The 16,132-nt window shown below is 67.1% G+C and carries 19 protein-coding genes and 1 tRNA gene; 12 read left to right on the forward strand and 8 right to left on the reverse strand.

What is annotated here, in order from left to right:
• Positions 1 to 64: 64 nt before the first annotated feature.
• Positions 65 to 1,030, forward strand: a complete 966-nt coding sequence (locus GV161_RS20375) for a helix-turn-helix domain-containing protein (protein WP_152017402.1) — start codon at positions 65 to 67, stop codon at positions 1,028 to 1,030.
• 105 nt (positions 1,031 to 1,135) lie between these two features.
• Here the strand turns inward: GV161_RS20375 and moaA are convergent, their stop codons facing one another.
• A complete protein-coding gene (moaA, locus tag GV161_RS20380) occupies positions 1,136 to 2,137 on the reverse strand; it encodes a GTP 3',8-cyclase MoaA (protein WP_152017555.1) in 1,002 nt (333 codons plus the stop codon).
• A 168-nt stretch (positions 2,138 to 2,305) separates the two neighbouring features.
• On the opposite strand from moaA, the gene GV161_RS20385 reads away from it, so the two are divergent.
• Complete coding sequence (locus GV161_RS20385; RefSeq protein ID WP_152017403.1) at positions 2,306 to 2,671, forward strand: DUF971 domain-containing protein; 366 nt, start codon at positions 2,306 to 2,308, stop codon at positions 2,669 to 2,671.
• On the forward strand, positions 2,668 to 2,970 hold the full coding sequence (locus GV161_RS20390; protein WP_152017404.1) for a hypothetical protein: 303 nt from the start codon (positions 2,668 to 2,670) through the stop codon (positions 2,968 to 2,970). The genes GV161_RS20385 and GV161_RS20390 overlap by 4 nt, the downstream gene beginning before the upstream one ends.
• 97 nt (positions 2,971 to 3,067) lie before the next feature.
• Here the strand turns inward: GV161_RS20390 and GV161_RS20395 are convergent, their stop codons facing one another.
• Positions 3,068 to 3,646, reverse strand: a complete 579-nt coding sequence (locus GV161_RS20395; protein WP_152017405.1) for a L,D-transpeptidase — start codon at positions 3,644 to 3,646, stop codon at positions 3,068 to 3,070.
• Between the two features lie 196 nt (positions 3,647 to 3,842).
• On the opposite strand from GV161_RS20395, the gene GV161_RS20400 reads away from it, so the two are divergent.
• The 4 genes from GV161_RS20400 (at position 3,843) to GV161_RS20415 (ending at position 6,250) form a co-directional block, all read left to right on the forward strand.
• Positions 3,843 to 4,223, forward strand: a complete 381-nt coding sequence (locus GV161_RS20400; RefSeq protein ID WP_152017406.1) for a hypothetical protein — start codon at positions 3,843 to 3,845, stop codon at positions 4,221 to 4,223.
• Positions 4,224 to 4,340: 117 nt separating this feature from the next.
• Positions 4,341 to 4,601 carry a hypothetical protein gene (locus tag GV161_RS20405; RefSeq protein ID WP_152017407.1) on the forward strand — a complete coding sequence of 87 codons (261 nt, stop codon included), beginning with the start codon at positions 4,341 to 4,343 and terminating at the stop codon, positions 4,599 to 4,601.
• Between the two features lie 186 nt (positions 4,602 to 4,787).
• The gene (locus GV161_RS20410; protein ID WP_152017408.1) at positions 4,788 to 5,420 is read left to right on the forward strand and encodes an outer membrane protein; all 633 of its coding nucleotides are present in this window, start codon (positions 4,788 to 4,790) and stop codon (positions 5,418 to 5,420) included.
• 146 nt (positions 5,421 to 5,566) lie between these two features.
• A complete protein-coding gene (locus tag GV161_RS20415) occupies positions 5,567 to 6,250 on the forward strand; it encodes a response regulator transcription factor (protein ID WP_091830781.1) in 684 nt (227 codons plus the stop codon).
• A 9-nt stretch (positions 6,251 to 6,259) separates the two neighbouring features.
• Here GV161_RS20415 and GV161_RS20420 read toward each other — a convergent pair whose 3' ends face one another.
• A complete protein-coding gene (locus GV161_RS20420; RefSeq protein WP_159650327.1) occupies positions 6,260 to 7,597 on the reverse strand; it encodes a HAMP domain-containing sensor histidine kinase in 1,338 nt (445 codons plus the stop codon).
• Positions 7,598 to 7,807: 210 nt separating this feature from the next.
• Here GV161_RS20420 and GV161_RS20425 point away from each other — a divergent pair, with 210 nt between their 5' ends.
• Entirely contained in the window at positions 7,808 to 8,476 is a 669-nt protein-coding gene (locus GV161_RS20425; RefSeq protein ID WP_159650328.1) for an EipA family protein, read from the forward strand.
• A 25-nt stretch (positions 8,477 to 8,501) separates the two neighbouring features.
• Here GV161_RS20425 and GV161_RS20430 read toward each other — a convergent pair whose 3' ends face one another.
• From GV161_RS20430 to gph, 5 genes are all read right to left on the reverse strand, one after another.
• Entirely contained in the window at positions 8,502 to 9,185 is a 684-nt protein-coding gene (locus GV161_RS20430) for a DUF374 domain-containing protein (protein ID WP_152017410.1), read from the reverse strand.
• Positions 9,186 to 9,317: 132 nt separating this feature from the next.
• Positions 9,318 to 10,064: an alpha/beta hydrolase gene (locus GV161_RS20435; protein ID WP_152017411.1), complete on the reverse strand. Its 747-nt coding sequence runs from the start codon at positions 10,062 to 10,064 to the stop codon at positions 9,318 to 9,320.
• Positions 10,065 to 10,198: 134 nt separating this feature from the next.
• Positions 10,199 to 11,596, reverse strand: coding sequence for a patatin-like phospholipase family protein (locus GV161_RS20440; RefSeq protein WP_152017412.1), 1,398 nt, complete (start codon positions 11,594 to 11,596; stop codon positions 10,199 to 10,201).
• A 185-nt stretch (positions 11,597 to 11,781) separates the two neighbouring features.
• Positions 11,782 to 11,856: transfer RNA gene (locus tag GV161_RS20445), tRNA-Val, on the reverse strand.
• 36 nt (positions 11,857 to 11,892) lie between these two features.
• Positions 11,893 to 12,591, reverse strand: a complete 699-nt coding sequence (gph, locus tag GV161_RS20450) for a phosphoglycolate phosphatase (RefSeq protein ID WP_152017413.1) — start codon at positions 12,589 to 12,591, stop codon at positions 11,893 to 11,895.
• 235 nt (positions 12,592 to 12,826) lie between these two features.
• On the opposite strand from gph, the gene GV161_RS20455 reads away from it, so the two are divergent.
• The 4 genes from GV161_RS20455 to GV161_RS20470 all read left to right on the forward strand — a co-directional run bounded on the left by GV161_RS20455 (position 12,827) and on the right by GV161_RS20470 (position 16,112).
• Positions 12,827 to 13,171, forward strand: a complete 345-nt coding sequence (locus GV161_RS20455) for a hypothetical protein (RefSeq protein WP_244624308.1) — start codon at positions 12,827 to 12,829, stop codon at positions 13,169 to 13,171.
• A gap of 131 nt (positions 13,172 to 13,302) precedes the next feature.
• Positions 13,303 to 14,754, forward strand: coding sequence for an NAD-dependent succinate-semialdehyde dehydrogenase (locus GV161_RS20460; RefSeq protein WP_152017414.1), 1,452 nt, complete (start codon positions 13,303 to 13,305; stop codon positions 14,752 to 14,754).
• Positions 14,751 to 15,461 (forward strand): ribose-5-phosphate isomerase RpiA, encoded by a 711-nt coding sequence (gene rpiA / locus GV161_RS20465; protein ID WP_152017415.1) that lies wholly within the window; start codon positions 14,751 to 14,753, stop codon positions 15,459 to 15,461. Before GV161_RS20460 ends, rpiA begins: the two co-directional genes overlap by 4 nt.
• 156 nt (positions 15,462 to 15,617) lie before the next feature.
• Complete coding sequence (locus GV161_RS20470) at positions 15,618 to 16,112, forward strand: DUF2059 domain-containing protein (protein ID WP_152017416.1); 495 nt, start codon at positions 15,618 to 15,620, stop codon at positions 16,110 to 16,112.
• The last annotated feature ends 20 nt before the right edge of the window (positions 16,113 to 16,132 follow it).

Below are 16,132 nucleotides of genomic sequence, written 5' to 3' on the forward strand. Positions count from 1 at the left end.
ACGCTAGACCGGTGCAGGTGCAGCCACTATCGTCGCAAATGACAATCTTGAGGTCATTTGCGCCATGCGCTTGACGATACTCGTCCTCGACGGCGTCTTCGATACCGGCTTGACGGTACTGCTCGACACCTTCTCGACCGCGAACGAGCTGGCGGTGATGCAGGGGATCGATCAGCCCCTGTTCGATGTGCAGCTTGTCGGCGTCAGGGGGCAGGTGCGCACCGCGCTGGGGCTGGCTGCGAGCGTCGCCTTGCCGGATCCGGCCCGCAAGCCGGACTGGGTGATCGTGCCGGCCTTGAACGCTAAGCAGCCGGAGCGGCTGGTCGAGGCGCTGGGGCGGCCTGACGTTGCCGAGGGGCTCGCTCACCTGCGCGGCTGGCAGGCCGGTGGAGCGGGCATGGCAGGGGCCTGCATCGGCACCTTCCTGCTGGCGGAGGCCGGGGTTCTCGACGGACGCGAGGCGACGACGACCTGGTCGCTCGCGCCCTTGTTCCGCCAGCGCTATCCGCAGGTGAGGTTGGACGATTCACGCATGCTCATTCCGTCCGACCACCTGGTCACGGCGGGGGCGATGATGGGGCATCTCGACCTGGCGCTATGGCTGGTGCGTCAGGCGAGTCCGCAAATGGCGGCGCTCGTCGCGCGCTTCATGCTGATCGACAAGCGTTCGTCGCAGGCGCGCTACATCATCCCCGACCATCTCGCCCATGCCGACCCTCTCATCGAGCGCTTCGAGCGCTGGGCACGCGCCAATCTGGCCTCCGGCTTCTCGCTCCAGGAGGCGGCGAGCGCGCTGGCGGTCAGCACGCGAACCCTGCAGCGGCGCACCGAGGCCGTGCTCGGGAAGTCGCCACTCGCCTTCTTTCAGGACATGCGGGTCGAGCGTGCCCGGCATCTCGTCTCGATCGGGCAGAGTCTGGACAGGGTCGCGGGAGAAGTCGGCTATGCCGACACGGCGACCTTGCGGAGCTTGCTGCGGCGCCGGCTGGGCCACGGCGTCCGGGAGTTGCGGGCCGAGATGCGGTCGTAAGGCTAGAGCAATTCCAGCAAAAGTGCGCAGCGGTTTTGCGTCCGGAATTGCGTGAAAACAAAGAGATAGGGCACTTCAGGCGAACCCGTGTTCGCCGGAAATGCTCTAGCCCCCGGTCACGCTCATATGCCGGCCGACCGCGGCGCGTGGCTGGCGCCGGTCGATGACGAAGTCGTGGCCCTTGGGCTTGCGCGAGATCGCTTCTTCCATCGCCCGGTAGAGCAGGGCGTCGTCGGCCGAGGCGCGGATCGGGGCGCGCAGGTCCGCCGCATCCTCCTGGCCGAGGCACATATAGAGCGTGCCGGTGCAGGTCAGCCGCACGCGATTGCAGCTCTCGCAGAAATTATGCGTCATCGGCGTGATGAAGCCGACCAGCCCGCCGGTCTCGGCGACCCGGACATAGCGCGCCGGCCCGCCGGTCCGGTACGGATCGTCGGTCAGCGTGTAACGGTCCATCAGCTTGGCCCGCACCATCGAGAGCGGCAGGAACTGGTCGAGCCGGGCCGGCTCGATCTCGCCGAGCGGCATCACCTCGATCAGCGTCAGGTCCATGCCGAGGCCGTGGGCCCACTGCATCAGCCCTTCGATCTCGTCCTCGTTGACGCCCTTCAGCGCCACCGCATTGATCTTGACGCGCAGGCCAGCCGCGCGCGCCGCCTCGATGCCGGCGAGCACCTTCGACAGGTCGCCCCAGCGCGTGATCTTGCGGAATTTGTCGGGATCGAGCGTGTCCATCGACACGTTGACGCGGCGCACGCCGCAATCGGCCAGCTCCTGCGCATAGCGGGCTAGCTGCGAGCCGTTGGTGGTCACGGTGAGTTCGTCGAGCGCGCCCGAGGCGAGATGGCGCGAGAGCGAGCGGAACAGGTTCATGATGTCGCGCCGGACCAGCGGCTCGCCGCCGGTGATGCGCAGCTTGCGCGTGCCACGCGAGACGAAGGCAGTGGCGACGCGGTCGACCTCTTCGAGCGTCAGCAAATCGCGCTTCGGCAGGAAGGCCATGTCCTCGGACATGCAGTAGACGCAGCGGAAATCGCAGCGATCCGTCACCGAGATGCGTAAGTAGGAGATGTCGCGGCCGAACGGATCGGTCAGCGGCGCACGCATCAAGGGCTTGATCGGGTCATGCAGCACGGCGGCTGAAATCCTCGGGCGATCGCGGTCTTGCGGCGCAGTGCGCCTGCCGTTGCTCTGATATAGGAAGCGAGCATTGTCGGCGGCAAGCCCGCGGTCAAGCGGGCTGATGGTCGCAAGCCGTTCTGGAGAAACACGAAGATGTCAGATTGGCCGAGCGAGATCCGTCTGTCGAAGGACCGCCGCACGCTCCACATCACCTTCGAGAGTGGTGAGAGCCATGCGCTCCCGGCCGAATTGCTGCGGGTCGAGAGCCCGTCGGCTGAGGTCCAGGGCCATGGTCCGACGCAGAAGCAGACCGTGCCGGGCAAGCGCGAGGTCGAGATTCTGAAAGTGGAGCCAGTCGGCCATTACGCTGTCCGCCTGACCTTCGACGACATGCACGACACCGGTATCTATGGCTGGGACTATCTGCGAGAGCTCGGCCGCGACGGCGAGGCGAAGATGCAAGCGTATCTCGACGAGCTCGCCGCGAAGGGCCTGTCGCGGGAGCGGCTGCGGCGGTGAAAGACAGGGGATTATACGCCTGGATTACCGTCTTCGCCGTGGTCGTGGGCATTCTGATCTGGAACCTCAGCCCCAGTTCTTCAGAACACCCATCGATCGGAGGAGGCGGCTATGACCTCTCTGGCCCGGTCTATACCCTGGCGCTTCTGGGATTCACGGGCCTCTGGACGCTGGCAGCACTGCTGACCGGCTTGAACCACGGCAAGGCACGGATCCGTCGTTGCGCGCTCGTCCTGGCGGCCATGGGCTTCGTCACCTTCTCCGCGTCGTTCATGATCTGGGGCAACAATCTGAGTTAGCGGGCACGCGCGGGCAACACTGAAAATCGGCTATTCGCGCCAAAGAAAAAGGCCGGCGAAACGCCGGCCTTACGCAATCCTTGAAGCGTGTCGCTGCTCAGCGGGCGACGACGACGCGGGTGCCGACCTTGGCGCGCTCGTAGAGGTCGATTACGTCCTCGTTCAGCATGCGGATGCAGCCTGAGGAGACCGCCTGGCCGATCGTCTCCGGCTCGTTCGAGCCGTGGATGCGGTAGAGGGTCGAGCCGAGATACATGGCGCGGGCGCCGAGCGGGTTCTCCGGGCCGCCGGGCATGAAGCGCGGCAGGTCGGGACGGCGCTTCAGCATCTGCGACGGCGGGGTCCAGCCCGGCCATTCGGCCTTGCGGGTGATGGTCTGCGAGCCGGCCCAGTCGAAGCCCGGACGACCGACGCCGACGCCGTAGCGGACGGCCTTGCCATCGGGCAGGACGAAATAGAGGCGGCGCTCGCTCGTGTTGATCACGATCGTGCCGGGGCGGTAGGTGCCGCTGAAGGAGACGACCTCGCGCGGGATCGCGGTCGCCTGCGCCTTGGCAGGGTCGACATAGGTGACCAGCGGCTGACGGGTGAGCGGGTCGATTTCGGCGACGGCGGCGGTCGCCGTGGCCGCGACGGCCGTGCCGGCGATCAGGGCCAAACGGAAGGAGCGGAGCATTGCGACCTCGGAAGGGGATTGCAGGATGGCGGGCACGAGGAAAGGTGACGGAAAAACGTCAACAATTCCCCAAATCTCTGGCAGAGCAGCGGCTGCGGTTCAATCGATCGACGTTCACATCGACGCGACCTTTCGAGCTTTGAAGGCGCCCGTTGCGGGGCTGCAACAGGCGTAGGCGTCTGGATGTCTGCTTGCGGTGATTTGGGCGATTTTCGGACGAAAACGCGGCGTCGCAGAAAAGTCCCCCGCGGCAAAATGTGGCCGGAACGGGATCGGGCAACGTCTGCGGGAGTGCGGAACCTCGTCGTCAGGCTCGCGTTGTGATGGCGACGATATCGAGGCCTGCCGACCAATGATTCCCGAAGACCACGAGGAACAGCGCATCATCCGGATCGCGCGCGCACTTTGTCGCTCGGCGCGCATCGACCCCGATGCTGCGATCGACGAGTGCACCCGCTCGCTACTTCCTCCGTCCAACGATGTCGGCTCTGTGCCATTGCCCGCCTGGGTGGCTTTCCGCGATTCGGCCCGCGCCTTCGCCGCCCGTCATCCGCGCGAGATCGTGAGCAGCCTCTGACGGCTTGTCCGGTTGCCGTTAACCGATCATTCGCCTAGTCTTCAGATTGAGGGGCAACTTCCGATTGCAATGCCGGGCCGGCTCTGGTCCGCTCTGCAAAATGACGGGAGGTTCGCCATGCCTGCCTGCCAACTCAATGCAGGGCCTGAAGAGCTCGCTGCCCTCGGAACAGCCTTTCACGAGGCCTGGCGGCATGTCGGCCCGATCTATGGACCCTTCGAGAATCCGCATCGCGAATGGCTGGCGCGCCTGATTCTCGGGCTGCGCCGCTCCGGCCATTCCGGCGACATCGCCCTGCTCGCGATTGAGCAGTTCATGGCGACCGCCCCGCTGGCCGAATGGGCGAACGGCGCGCAACTGCGCGTGACAAAGAACTAAACGCGCTCGTTCGCAGCACCGCGCCCTCGACTCCGCCAGCCTGTTCCGGGGCGTGCCCATTTCACGGGCAACGTTGCTGTAATCTTCGCACGCAATCTGCGCCGTGCTGACCCGCTCCGATGCCCGGATGCGCGGTCGCAAGCCTGATGCGTCGGCGGCAACCAAAGCCGCCGCAAGGAGCCTTTGATGAAGCGTATCATCCCGATGGTCGGTCTTGGCCTGCTAGCGGTCCCGGCCATTGCGGCCGACCGGCCCGCGCGCGTGCAGCAATACCAGCCGGCCTATTCCCAGCCGCGCGCCTACAACTGGAACGGCGTCTATGTCGGCGTCCATAGCGGCGCCAGTTTCGACCGCTTTCAGGGTATCGGCAAGAAGAACCGCAGCGAGGTCCTGCTCGGTGGTCAGGTCGGCTACAATCTCCAGATGGGCGGCCTCGTCGCTGGCCTAGAGGCTGACATGTCGATGAACGGTTTCGGCAAGGGCGCCAAGCGCACCGGCGGAACCAGTGCGGACATGCGCTATGTCAGCACCCTCAAGGCCCGGGCCGGTATCGCCTTCGACCGCGTGCTGGTCTACGGCCTCGGCGGTGTCGCCTATGGCAGCCTGAAGGCCAGCGACGGCCTGGTCTCGAAGGAGAAGAGCAAAGTCGGCTATGTCGTCGGCGCCGGCGCCGAATACGGCATCACCGACAATCTCTCCGCCAAGCTCGAATACAACTACGTCTCGCTCGGCAAGCAGAACTTCCAGTTCGCCAATGGCCGTACCCGCGTCGGCGTCAACGAGCATCTCGTCAAGGCCGGCCTGAACTACCGCTTCTGACGTCGAAATCCCGGGCCGGGAAACCGGCCCGGTCTGCCCTGCGGCCTCATGGCCGCGCCCTGGCATGGATGGAGCGTGATGCGTCTGGATATTTCGCCCCTACTCCGGCATCACGTTCCATCCGTGCACCCTGACCCCCTTTTTTCATGCGCGCCCTGATCGTCGAGGACGAGCCACAACTGATGGCTTTCCTGTCCTCGCTCCTCACCAATGCCGGACTGATCGCGGATCGCACGACGACGATCGACGCGGCGCTTGCCGCCTTGCGCTCGACTCCGTTCGACATCGTGATCGTCGACCGGCGCCTGCCTGACGGCGACGGCCTCTCGATCGTCAAGGCGCTGAATTCCGCCGAGCCGCGGCCCGCCTTCCTCGTCCTGACCGCTCGCGACGCAAAAGCCGACGTGATCGAAGGCTTGAACACCGGAGCGGACGATTATCTGGTCAAGCCCTTCGAGCCGGAGGAGCTGCTGGCGCGCCTGCGCGTCATCCTGCGCCGGCGCAATCCCAAACGCTCGCTGGTGATCACCGCCGGCAATCTCTCGCTCGACCTCGAAGGACGCAGCGCCAGCGTCGGTTCGGAGATGCTCGATCTGCGCCGGCGTGAGGCGCTGATCCTGGAGGCGCTGGTCCAGCGTGTCGGCCGCGTCGTCACCCGCGACGTCCTGATCGAGGCGGTTTATGGCTTCGACGACCTGATCGAATCCAACACCCTGGAAGCGCAGATCTCGCGGCTGCGGCGCAAGCTCAAGGAGGCCGGCGCCAGGGTCGAGATCACCTCGCTGCGTGGCATCGGCTACATGCTGCGGGTGTCGGAGCTGGCGCTGTAGCGCGGCCCCTCAATCACTCGCCCGCGGCGGGAAGACGAGACGCACCATCGTGCCGCCGCCCGGCCGGCCGAGGATGGTCAGCGTGCCGCCATGGGCGGCCATGATGTCGCGCACGATGGTCAGGCCGAGGCCGGCGCCGGTCGAGTTCGGCGACATCCGGTTGAACGCCTCGGTCACTTGCGGGCGGTCGGACGGCTCGATGCCGATCCCGTCATCCGCGACCTCGAGCACTGCGCCGTCGATCACCTTGACCAGGATCGTCGATTTCGCCCGCGCATGCCGCAATGCGTTGTCGACGAGATTGGCGATCGCCGCCCGCACCGTCGCTTCGTTGGCCTCGATCAGCACGCGGCGTTCCCCTTCCTCTTCCAGTGCGACATCGGCGCCGTTGCTCAGGATCAGCGGCGCGAGATCGGCCAGCACCGCGCGGGCGATGCCGTTGAGCTGCATCGCCTCGAACGGCAGCTCGGTGCTGTGCAGCCGGGCAAGTTGCAGCATCGACGAGACGATCGTGGTCAGCCGGCTGACATCGGTGGTGAGCGCGAGCCGCATCTGGTCGTTCGGCAGCGCGTCGATCCGGCCGCGCATCACGGTCAGCGGCGTGCGCAATTCATGTGCGACATTGTTCATGAAGCGCCGCTGCACCTCCATGTTGCCGGCGATCTTGTCGAGCGCGGCGTTGAGCGCCGTGGTCAGCGGCATCAGCTCTATCGGGATCTGCTCGGTCGGCAGCAGGCCGCGCGGCGCCTTCGGGTCGATCCTGGCCGCGGCTTCGGCCGCGCTGCGCAGGCGATCGCCGATATAGGATACCGACATCGCGATCGCGCCGGCAATCAGGAGGCCGAAGACCACCGAGATCGCCAGCGCCGAGCCTGCGATCGCCCGCAGATAATAGCCGAGGATCAGGTCCCAGCCCGGTTGGCCGCCGCGGGTGGCGACGATGATCCTGCTGCCGTCTTTCTCGATCACGTCGAAGGCGAGCGCGTTCTCGCCGCCGATCCGCATCTGCGCGGCGATGGTCGGCCCGTCGAGCCGGATGTCGATCGGCAGGGTCGGCCGCAATTCTGGCGCATACTCGACGAGGGAACGTCCATCGGAGACGAGATACCAGAGCGAGGAGCTGGCACGCTCGATCCGGGACAATCCCGCGGTCTTTTCGACCTGCACGGCGTTGCCGGAGGGGGCGCGCACGCTCTGCTGGATAATTTGGGAGGTGACGTCATTGCGCAGGACGCCGGGATCCTCGGTGATCAGGGCAAATGCGATGACGGCGCCGATGAAGGCGGTGAACAGGACGATGCCGAGCAGCGACAGGCGGATGGTGAGCGCGCGAGACAGGGAGGTCATGGCAGGGCCTCGCCGCCATGCCGCGACCGGCGCGAGGACTCGAGCGGCCGGTTCGCGGGGCGAGCCTGGCGCAGGACTGGTGCAACGTTGCGAGTCGTCACGGGACCTCGATGCGGGTATGGCTTGCGGAACCGGGCTCTCGCCCATTCCTGTCTCTGCATGGACCGTATCGCCATTGCCGTTCAACTCTCTTCCGGAGCTGCCGGCCTGATGCATGCGCTGCGCGCCATATCGAGGTGGCCGGGCTTTTGCCTCGTGCTGGCCGCGCTGCTGGCCTTCGTGCCGAAACTCGCTCTCGGGCAGGGGGCCGTGACGAAGGGCGAGGTCCGGGCCGGCCAGCTGCCGACGACCTCGCGGCAGGACATCTCCAGGCTGGTCGAAAGCGTGTTCGACGCGGCCTCCAAGACGGTCAGCATCCCGATCGAGCGCTCGCTCGCGCTCTTCGGCGAGCCGAACGCCTACATCATCGGCGGCGAGCTCAGCGGCTCCTTCGTGCTCGGCGGGCGCCATGGCAGCGGCGAATTGCGCTTTTCCGACGGGATCCCGACGCCGGTGACCTGGTCGGCGCTGTCGGTCGGCATCGGGCTCGGCGCCGATTACGGCCGGGTGATCATGCTGGTGTACGGGCTCGACCGGCACGAGGACGTCTTCGGCACCTATGCCAGCCTCGGCGGCAGCGCCCATTTCCTCGCCGGCGCCAACGCCACCATTCTGGCCTCGTCCCGGGCGCGGATCGTGCTGATCTCCTCCGGTCTCGGCCTGCGCTTCTCCGGCGATCTCAGCCGCATCGTCATCGAGCCGGCGGGGCCGCAGGAGCAGTTGCGCCCGCCCGGCATGATCTGCGCCACGCCGGCCGAATGCGCCGCGCCCGGTCGCTGAATTCCCGATAAGCAGGATCGTTGCCCTAGCGGCGACGGTCGAGGAGGCGATGCGCCGTGGCATGGAGCTCGTCGAGCTGGGTCGAGATGTCCAGCGCGATCAGGCCCATCTCGCGCTCATCGGCGGCCCGGCGGACATAGAGCGGCTCCGACCAGAGCACGCAGCCGCGGCCGAAGGGCAGGGCGATGCTGGCCCTGTCCCAGTTGTCGAGGTCGACCCGGGCGCTGGTCACCGCCGCGAAGAGGTAGATCGGCCGGCCGGTGGCGCGCGCGAGCTGGATCGCCCCCTTGCCGGCGACGCGTGCGATCTTCGGGACGTCCGCCGTGAGCACGAGGCTGGTGCCTTCGCGGAGCGCCTCGCGCATCTCGAAGAAGGCAGGAATGGCGCGTTTTGTCTTGATCTTGAGGGGGCTTTGGGCGCCTGAGCCGCGAATGGCGCGGAAGCCCGCCCGTTCCACCACCGAGGCGACCACCGTCCCGTCGAAGTGCAGCGACGTCAGGATCGCGACCTCGGCCGCGCCGTCGAGCGCCGCAAGGCTCAGCATCTGCTGGCCGTGCCAGGTCAGGGCGATGAAGGGTTCGCGGCTGCGCTCCCACGGCCTGACGCCGGGGATCGCCTGCTTGAAGCGCGTCGTCCGCTGGACGAAGGCGAGGTAGGCGTGCAGGGCGCGGCCGGCGAACGCCGCAGATTGCCCATTGCCGAATCGCATGATCCGATCTCCACGGTGATTCCGGTGGAGGGATCGGCGCGTCGGCTTGCTCCAACATTGCGCGGCCCTGCGGCCGCAGCGTGCATTCCGTGCGATCGAGCGGAAAAAACGCGCGCAGCAGCGAAAAAAGCGTCAGCGCACCATGAACTTGACGATGCGGGTGACGAATTCCTCGTCCTGCCCCGCGAAACCGTGATGCCCGCTGGCGCGGCAGGGATTGCCCTCGTCCGCCTGCCCGCCGCTCATCCATTCGACCTGGACGCGCCCGCCCGCCCAGGCCTGGAACGGCGCGACGCCGGCGGGCAGCGTCCAGCGGCAGCGATCCTCGCGATGATGCAGCGCGAGTGTGCGCGGCAGCCGGTTCGGCGTCCCCAGGATGCTCTGGACGGTATCGTCGGGACCCGATGCCTTGCTCAGGAATCCCGAGGTCAGCACCAGCCTGTCCGGCATGGCGCCGCCCACGATCCCCTCTGCGGCGCGCTGTGTGCCCTTGCTGGTGGCGATCACGATGACCGGGCGCTTGATCGCGGCCATGTGGTCGACCGCGGCCGAGAGGTTGGTGCCGATCTCGGCGAGCAGCACATTGTAGCCCTGCGCGACGAAGGCGTCCCGGTTGCGGATGAGGATGTTGTCGCCGGCCTTGCCGAAGCGCGCGCCGCTGCCGACCTCGAGACGGCCATCGCCGCCTGTCAGCAGGATCACGCTGCCCTTGGGATGCGGAGCGCGAATGAGGATGCTGCGGACGCCGGCGATCGTGATGGTCTCGCCGCCCTTGACCGTGATCGGCGTCTCCGCCCGGCCGGGTGACGGGATGGCGAACGACCATAGGACCGCAAGCACGCCGAGGGCGCGCAGGACACGCTGCTGATATCCGATCATGTTGTTAAGTCACCCATTCACCTGAAGCGGCGCAGAACTGCGCGCGCCACCGTCACCGTGTCGCGCCTGCGCCTGCCGCCTAGGATTCGGTGGCTACATTGCACGAGATGTGCAGCCGGTTTCATGGCCATTCGTCAGGGGAGTGGAGATTTGATCGCCCGGCGGCAATCGGGGTTGCCCGACAGGATCCGGCGGCCGAGGCCGGCGAGGAAATCGACCTCCTCGGCCTTCAGCGTCAGCTTGTTGTGCAATTGCAGGATGCGGCTTCGTTCCGTGGGCGATTGAAGGTCGGACAGGGACAAGCGCACGATCGCGACCTGCAGCTGTCCGCACGGCGGCTGCGAGGCCGCGAGGGCGCAGCGCCAGCGGACCAGCCGCTCTCGCCAGCTCGCAGCCTCGCGATCCAGCGCGTCGAGGCTGGCCCGGCTCGCATTGTCGATCATGGCGTCGACCGAGGCGGTGATCGTCTCCGGTGCGTCCGGGCCGTCGATCGCCTGGGACATCTCGCCGCCGACCCGCATCGACGCGTCGGCCACGATGATGATAACGCGGCGCAGCCGCTGCGCGGCCGTCGCCGACACGAGCGCCGGTGCCGGCCCGTTCATGGCCCGGATCAGGTTGCGCACTGCGAGATTGTCGACGAGGCCGCCATCGAGCAGCTTGAGATAATGCAGCTCCGGCTCGCGCGCATAGCGCGCCTGCGACGCGCCGAGATGCCGGGCGAAGGCGGAGCGCCCCGCCGATGGCGCGCGGCTGCCGCCGGCGGATGGGCAGGTCGGATTGAAGTTCTCGAGCACGACCGGCGCGAACAGCACCGGCACCGCCGACGAGGCCACGACGGCATGGGCGAGCGGAAACGCGTCATAGTCGCTGCAGATCGCCTGGAAGCTGTCGCGGTCGAAGGGAAAGGGCGCGCGATTGTAGAGTTCCGTCGCATGCAGCAGCAGCCTTGGCCGCCCGGGCTGGTCGAGGTCGCCGAGCGTTGCGCCATGATAGAGATGTGTGTCGAGCCAGTCGGCGAGGCCCGAGAGGTCGTTGATGCCGCCGCGATAGCCGCGCAGCAGGTTTACCGGCGTGAAGCTGGTGCGCAGTGCGCCTTCCGGATCCTGGTCGAGGAAGTCACGCCGGAAGGCTGGCAGACCCTGCGGGCCATGCAGGGCAAAATGCGCGGCGAGGATGCCGCCGCCGGAGACGCCCGCGACCGCGACGATCTCGTCGGCGAGCGAGCGGCCGGCATGGTCGGGCGCACGCTGCTCCGCCAACGCCGACAGAACGCCGTATCCGAAGGCGGCTGAGCGCGCGCCGCCGCCGGAAAGGGCGACCACGACCGCCGTGGAGCCGCCTTCGTTCGCCGAGGCAAACGAGCGGGCAGCCGAGATCGTCAGGGGGCGGCGCAGGTTCGAAGGCGGGTTGCTCGGGCTGGCGCAGGCGGCGAGACAGAGGCCTAGCAGCGTGAGGAGGAACAGATTCGCCACCGCTTGCCGGGAAGGCGAGCCGATCGGATTTGTCCTCTGCGTGGGGGCAACCGCCATGTCGCGCGCTTTCCGCCGCGCGACGTCGAATCGCCTGATGTCCCGCGAGCGCAGGACGTTTCGTCACCGCTCATTGTCCGAGCATTGCCGCCGTCAATTCAGAAAGCGCGGGGCACGCAACCCAACGCACAACGGCTGATCCTGCGCAGGATAGCGCGGCTCATTGCGGGGCAGTTTTGTGGAAATGGTGGGCGGCACAGGGATCGAACCTGTGACCCCTCCCGTGTGAAGGGAGTGCTCTACCGCTGAGCTAGCCGCCCGGACCGCGCTGTTCCTAGTGGGGTGCGCCGTCGCCGTCAAGAATGAGTAGCGAGGGCGGGTTCGCCGCCGGTCAGTTGCCGCACCGCCTGCGGCAGCTCGCTGAAGTGCTGGATCACCAGGTCGGGCGCGAGCGCCTCGACCGGCACGTCGGTATAGCCGAAGGGCACGCAGACCACAGGGATGCCGGCCGCGCGCGCCGTGTCCACATCGGTGCGCGAATCGCCGATCATCACCGCGCGGGCCGGATCGGCGCCGGCCTGTGCGATCGTCTGTGTGAGATGGCGCGGGTCGGGCTTGCAGAAGGCGAAGCTGTCGCGCCCTGCGACTGCCGCGAAGCGCTCGGTCAGGCCGACCGCATCGAGGAAGAGCTTCGTATGCAGGATCGGCTTGTTGGTGCAGACAGCGAAGACGAAGCCATCGGCAGCGAGCGCGTCGAGCGCCGCGACGACGCCGTCATGGACATAGCTATAGTTGGCGGTCCCGGCGGCATAGATCGTCAGGAACTCCTGGAACAACTGCTCCAGCGTCTCGGGATCGAGCGGCCGGCCGCTGACCTTGAAGCCGCGCTCGATCAGCGCGCGCGCTCCCGCGCCGACCAGTTCGCGCGCCCGCTCGACCGGAAGGGCTGCCAGGCCCTCCTGTTCGAGGATGACGTTGAGCGTGCGCATGATGTCGGGGGCGGTCTCGGCGAGCGTGCCGTCGAGATCGAAGACGACGATCGGGGGAAGCGACATGATCCATCCTGTGACGTGGCCATCCGCATAAAGGCCGGCCGGCGCGGCTTGGCAAGGCCTACCGGCGGGGCGCTTGCGCAACAGCGATGTCATCTCGTCGTGACCCTGCCGCAATCGCGATGATACGGCTCGGCCGGCATGATAGGGTGCGGACGAATCGTCAAAGGGGATCGTAGCGGTGCCGAAACTGTCGAGCTGTTCCAGAAGCTCCATTGGCCGTTCCTTGGCCCGGGCGCTGGGCGCCGGCCTGTTCCTCTTGCCGGCTTTCGGCGCGGCGCTTGCCGCGCCCTACGAGTTCGCGCCGGCGCCGCAGACCGATCTCAACCGCGTCTATCGCATCGACAAGGCGACCGGCGAGGTCGGGGCCTGCCAGTTCCAGCTCAAGGAGGGCGGTGTCGGCGTCACCGTCTGCTTCCCGGCGGGCGAGGGGGCCGGCCCGCAGGCGCCGAGCGACTATGTCCTCGTGCCCTCGCGCCATGAGCGTGAAGGCGGCATCTTCCGCGCCAATGTCCGCACCGGCGAGCTCAGTGTCTGTTACGTCTTCGACGACAAGGTCGTCTGCACGCCGATGGTGAAGTAGCCCCGCCGCCGGGCTGGTGGCGAAACGGTAACTGCAATTTATTCACGGCGGCGATGCGGCGTTTGCTATCGGCAAGCGCTTGCGCCGCGTGCTAGAGCCCCGGCGACCCGCTCACCACGCCGGAGGCTCGCATGCTGACGCTCAAGGATCCCTCGCTGCTGCGCACGCAGTGCCATGTCGACGGCGCCTGGATCGGCGAGGGCGTCGACGTGGTCGATAATCCCGCGACCGGCGAGATTCTGGCCAAGGTGCCGCGCTTCGGCGCTGATGAGACCACCGCTGCGGTCGAGGCCGCCTCGCGCGCTTTCAAGCCCTGGGCGAAGAAATCGGCCAAGGAGCGCTCGCTCATCCTGCGCAAATGGTTCGAACTGATCATGGCGAACCAGGAGGACCTGGCGCAGGTCATGACGGCCGAGCAGGGCAAGCCGCTGGCCGAGGCGCGCGGCGAGGTCGCCTATGCCGCCTCCTTCGTCGAGTTCTACGCCGAGGAAGCCAAGCGCATCTATGGCGAGACCATTCCCTCGCCCTTCCCGAATTCGCGCATCATCGTGGCGAAGCAGCCGGTTGGCGTCTGCGCCGCGATCACGCCCTGGAACTTCCCGGCGGCGATGATCACCCGCAAATGCGCGCCGGGCCTCGCCGCAGGCTGCACCTTCGTCGTTAAGCCGGCGCCGGACACACCGCTGACCGCGCTCGCCCTGGTCGAACTGGCCGAGCGCGCCGGCTTTCCCAAGGGCGTCATCAACATCGTCACTGGCGATGCCCAGGCGATCGGCGGCGTGATGACTTCGCATCCGGCGGTGCGCTTCATCGGCTTTACCGGCTCGACCCCGGTCGGCAAGCTCTTGATGCAGCAGGCGGCCACGACGGTGAAGAAGGTCGGGCTCGAGCTCGGCGGCAATGCGCCCTTCATCGTCTTCGACGATGCCGATCTCGACAAGGCGGTCGAGGGCGCGATCATCGCCAAGTTCCGCAACATGGGGCAGACCTGCGTCTGCACCAACCGGCTCTTCGTGCAGGACGGCATCCATGACGACTTCGTCGCGAAGTTCGCCGGCGAGGTCGCCAGGATGAAGGTCGGCAACGGCGTCGAGGTCGGCGTCGTGCAGGGCCCGCTGATCAACGAGCGCGCGGTCGAGAAGGTCGAGCGCCATGTCGCCGACGCGGTCGCCAATGGCGCCAAGGTGATGGTCGGCGGCCGCCGTCACGCGCTCGGTCGCACCTTCTACGAGCCGACGGTGATCTCCGGCGTGACGACCAAGATGCTGGTCACCACCGAGGAGACCTTCGGGCCGATCGCGCCGGTCTATCGCTTCACGAGCGAGGACGAGGTCGTCGCCATGGCGAACGATACGCCGTTTGGTCTGGCAGCGTACTTTTACACGAAGGATCTCGGCCGGGCCTTCCGCGTCGCCGAGGAGCTCGAATACGGCATGGTCGGCATCAACTCGGCCATTCTCGGCACCGAGGTTGCGCCCTTCGGCGGTGTCAAGGAATCCGGCCTCGGCCGCGAGGGCTCCCTCCACGGCATCGAGGAATTCGTCGAGATCAAGTACATGCTGATGGGCGGGCTCGGGGCGTGAGCGAGGATCTGAAGAAGGCGGCTGCGCTGGCGGCGCTGGAGCTGGTGCGTCCGGGCATGCGGCTCGGCCTCGGCACAGGCTCGACCGCCAGGCATTTCGTCGACGGCCTTGGCGCCAAGGTCGGTGCCGGGCTCAAGGTGATCTGCGTCGCCACCTCCGAGGTGACGCAGGCGCAGGCGCTGAGCCTCTCGATCCCGATGTCGACGCTCGACGAGACGCCTGAGCTCGATCTCACCATCGACGGTGCAGACGAGCTCGACAACGCCCTGCGACTGATCAAGGGCGGCGGTGCTGCGCTGCTGCGCGAGAAGATCGTCGCCGCCGCGTCGAAGCGCATGATCGTGATCGCCGACACCGGCAAGCAGGTCGAGACGCTCGGCCGCTTCCCGCTGCCGATCGAGGTTGTGCCCTTTGGCTTGGGGGCGACGCGCCGGGCGGTCGCAGCCGCCATCGCTTCGTCGGGCGCGCATGGTGAGATCAAGCTGCGCAAGCGCCCGGACGGGTCGACGCTGCTGACCGATGGCGGCCATTACATCCTCGACGCGCATCTTGGCCGGATCGAGCTTCCGGAGGTGTTGGCGCTGGCGCTGAACCAGGTCCCCGGTGTCGTCGAGCATGGCCTCTTCCTTGGCCTGGCCACCGCAGCTTTCCTCGCCGGAGCCGACGGCGTGCGTGTCCTCGGCGATCCGATGGCTGAGCGCCACTGACGGCTTGTCGAGCGACAGACTCTGGCCGCAAAAGTGGTTTCCACTTTGGCTGCACATGCTCTAAGAGCGGCCGGCGGCTGCGCCAGTCAAGGTCGTTGCCGCGCCGGAACACATGGACATCGCCGCCTGGCGCGCGATCGACGAAGGGGTAACCGCATGATCCGTCACAGCCTGGCAGGTGCACTTCTGTCGCTGGCGTTGTTCGCCGTGCCCGCGCTCGCGCAGCAGGTGCCGACGCCGGAGCATCTCAAGGCTGCCCGCGAGGTCGTGATCTCCTCCGGCCTGTCGGGCTCCTTCGAGTCGATCTATGCCGAGTTCGTCGGCGGCGTCCGCCAGAACATCGGCTCGACCCGCCCCGAGCTGAAGAAGGACATGGATGAAGTCCTGACCGCGCTCAAGGCCGAGGCCGATCTGCGCCGTGACGAGATCGTCGATTCCTCGGCCCGGATCTTCGCCAACAAGATGACGGAAGCCGACCTCAAGGAGGTCGCCGCCTTCTTCAACTCGCCGGTCGGCCAGCGCTACAATTCCTATCGTCCGCAGGTGATCGACGAGATATTCGGGCTGCTGCAGCCCTGGAGCACCGCGACCAGCAACCGGCTTTTCGACCTCTTCCAGGCCGAGATGCGCAAGCGCGGCCACCAGCTCTGAGCCTGGGAAAGCTTCCTCAT

This window comes from Bosea sp. 29B (assembly GCF_902506165.1).
In the GTDB taxonomy this organism is placed as follows: domain Bacteria; phylum Pseudomonadota; class Alphaproteobacteria; order Rhizobiales; family Beijerinckiaceae; genus Allobosea.

Excerpts from the sequence above, each read along its gene's own strand:
- GV161_RS20410 (WP_152017408.1), top strand. The coding sequence starts at position 4,788 with ATGAAGCGTATCATCCCGATGGTCGGTCTTGGCCTGCTAGCGGTCCCG.
- GV161_RS20385 (WP_152017403.1), top strand. The coding sequence starts at position 2,306 with ATGTCAGATTGGCCGAGCGAGATCCGTCTGTCGAAGGACCGCCGCACG.
- GV161_RS20430 (WP_152017410.1), bottom strand. The coding sequence starts at position 9,185 with ATGCGATTCGGCAATGGGCAATCTGCGGCGTTCGCCGGCCGCGCCCTG.
- GV161_RS20415 (WP_091830781.1), top strand. The coding sequence starts at position 5,567 with ATGCGCGCCCTGATCGTCGAGGACGAGCCACAACTGATGGCTTTCCTG.
- GV161_RS20470 (WP_152017416.1), top strand. The coding sequence starts at position 15,618 with ATGATCCGTCACAGCCTGGCAGGTGCACTTCTGTCGCTGGCGTTGTTC.
- GV161_RS20405 (WP_152017407.1), top strand. The coding sequence starts at position 4,341 with ATGCCTGCCTGCCAACTCAATGCAGGGCCTGAAGAGCTCGCTGCCCTC.
- GV161_RS20460 (WP_152017414.1), top strand. The coding sequence starts at position 13,303 with ATGCTGACGCTCAAGGATCCCTCGCTGCTGCGCACGCAGTGCCATGTC.
- gph (WP_152017413.1), bottom strand. The coding sequence starts at position 12,591 with ATGTCGCTTCCCCCGATCGTCGTCTTCGATCTCGACGGCACGCTCGCC.
- GV161_RS20435 (WP_152017411.1), bottom strand. The coding sequence starts at position 10,064 with ATGATCGGATATCAGCAGCGTGTCCTGCGCGCCCTCGGCGTGCTTGCG.
- GV161_RS20395 (WP_152017405.1), bottom strand. The coding sequence starts at position 3,646 with ATGCTCCGCTCCTTCCGTTTGGCCCTGATCGCCGGCACGGCCGTCGCG.
- GV161_RS20425 (WP_159650328.1), top strand. The coding sequence starts at position 7,808 with ATGCATGCGCTGCGCGCCATATCGAGGTGGCCGGGCTTTTGCCTCGTG.
- GV161_RS20375 (WP_152017402.1), top strand. The coding sequence starts at position 65 with ATGCGCTTGACGATACTCGTCCTCGACGGCGTCTTCGATACCGGCTTG.
- moaA (WP_152017555.1), bottom strand. The coding sequence starts at position 2,137 with ATGCGTGCGCCGCTGACCGATCCGTTCGGCCGCGACATCTCCTACTTA.
- GV161_RS20420 (WP_159650327.1), bottom strand. The coding sequence starts at position 7,597 with ATGACCTCCCTGTCTCGCGCGCTCACCATCCGCCTGTCGCTGCTCGGC.
- GV161_RS20440 (WP_152017412.1), bottom strand. The coding sequence starts at position 11,596 with ATGGCGGTTGCCCCCACGCAGAGGACAAATCCGATCGGCTCGCCTTCC.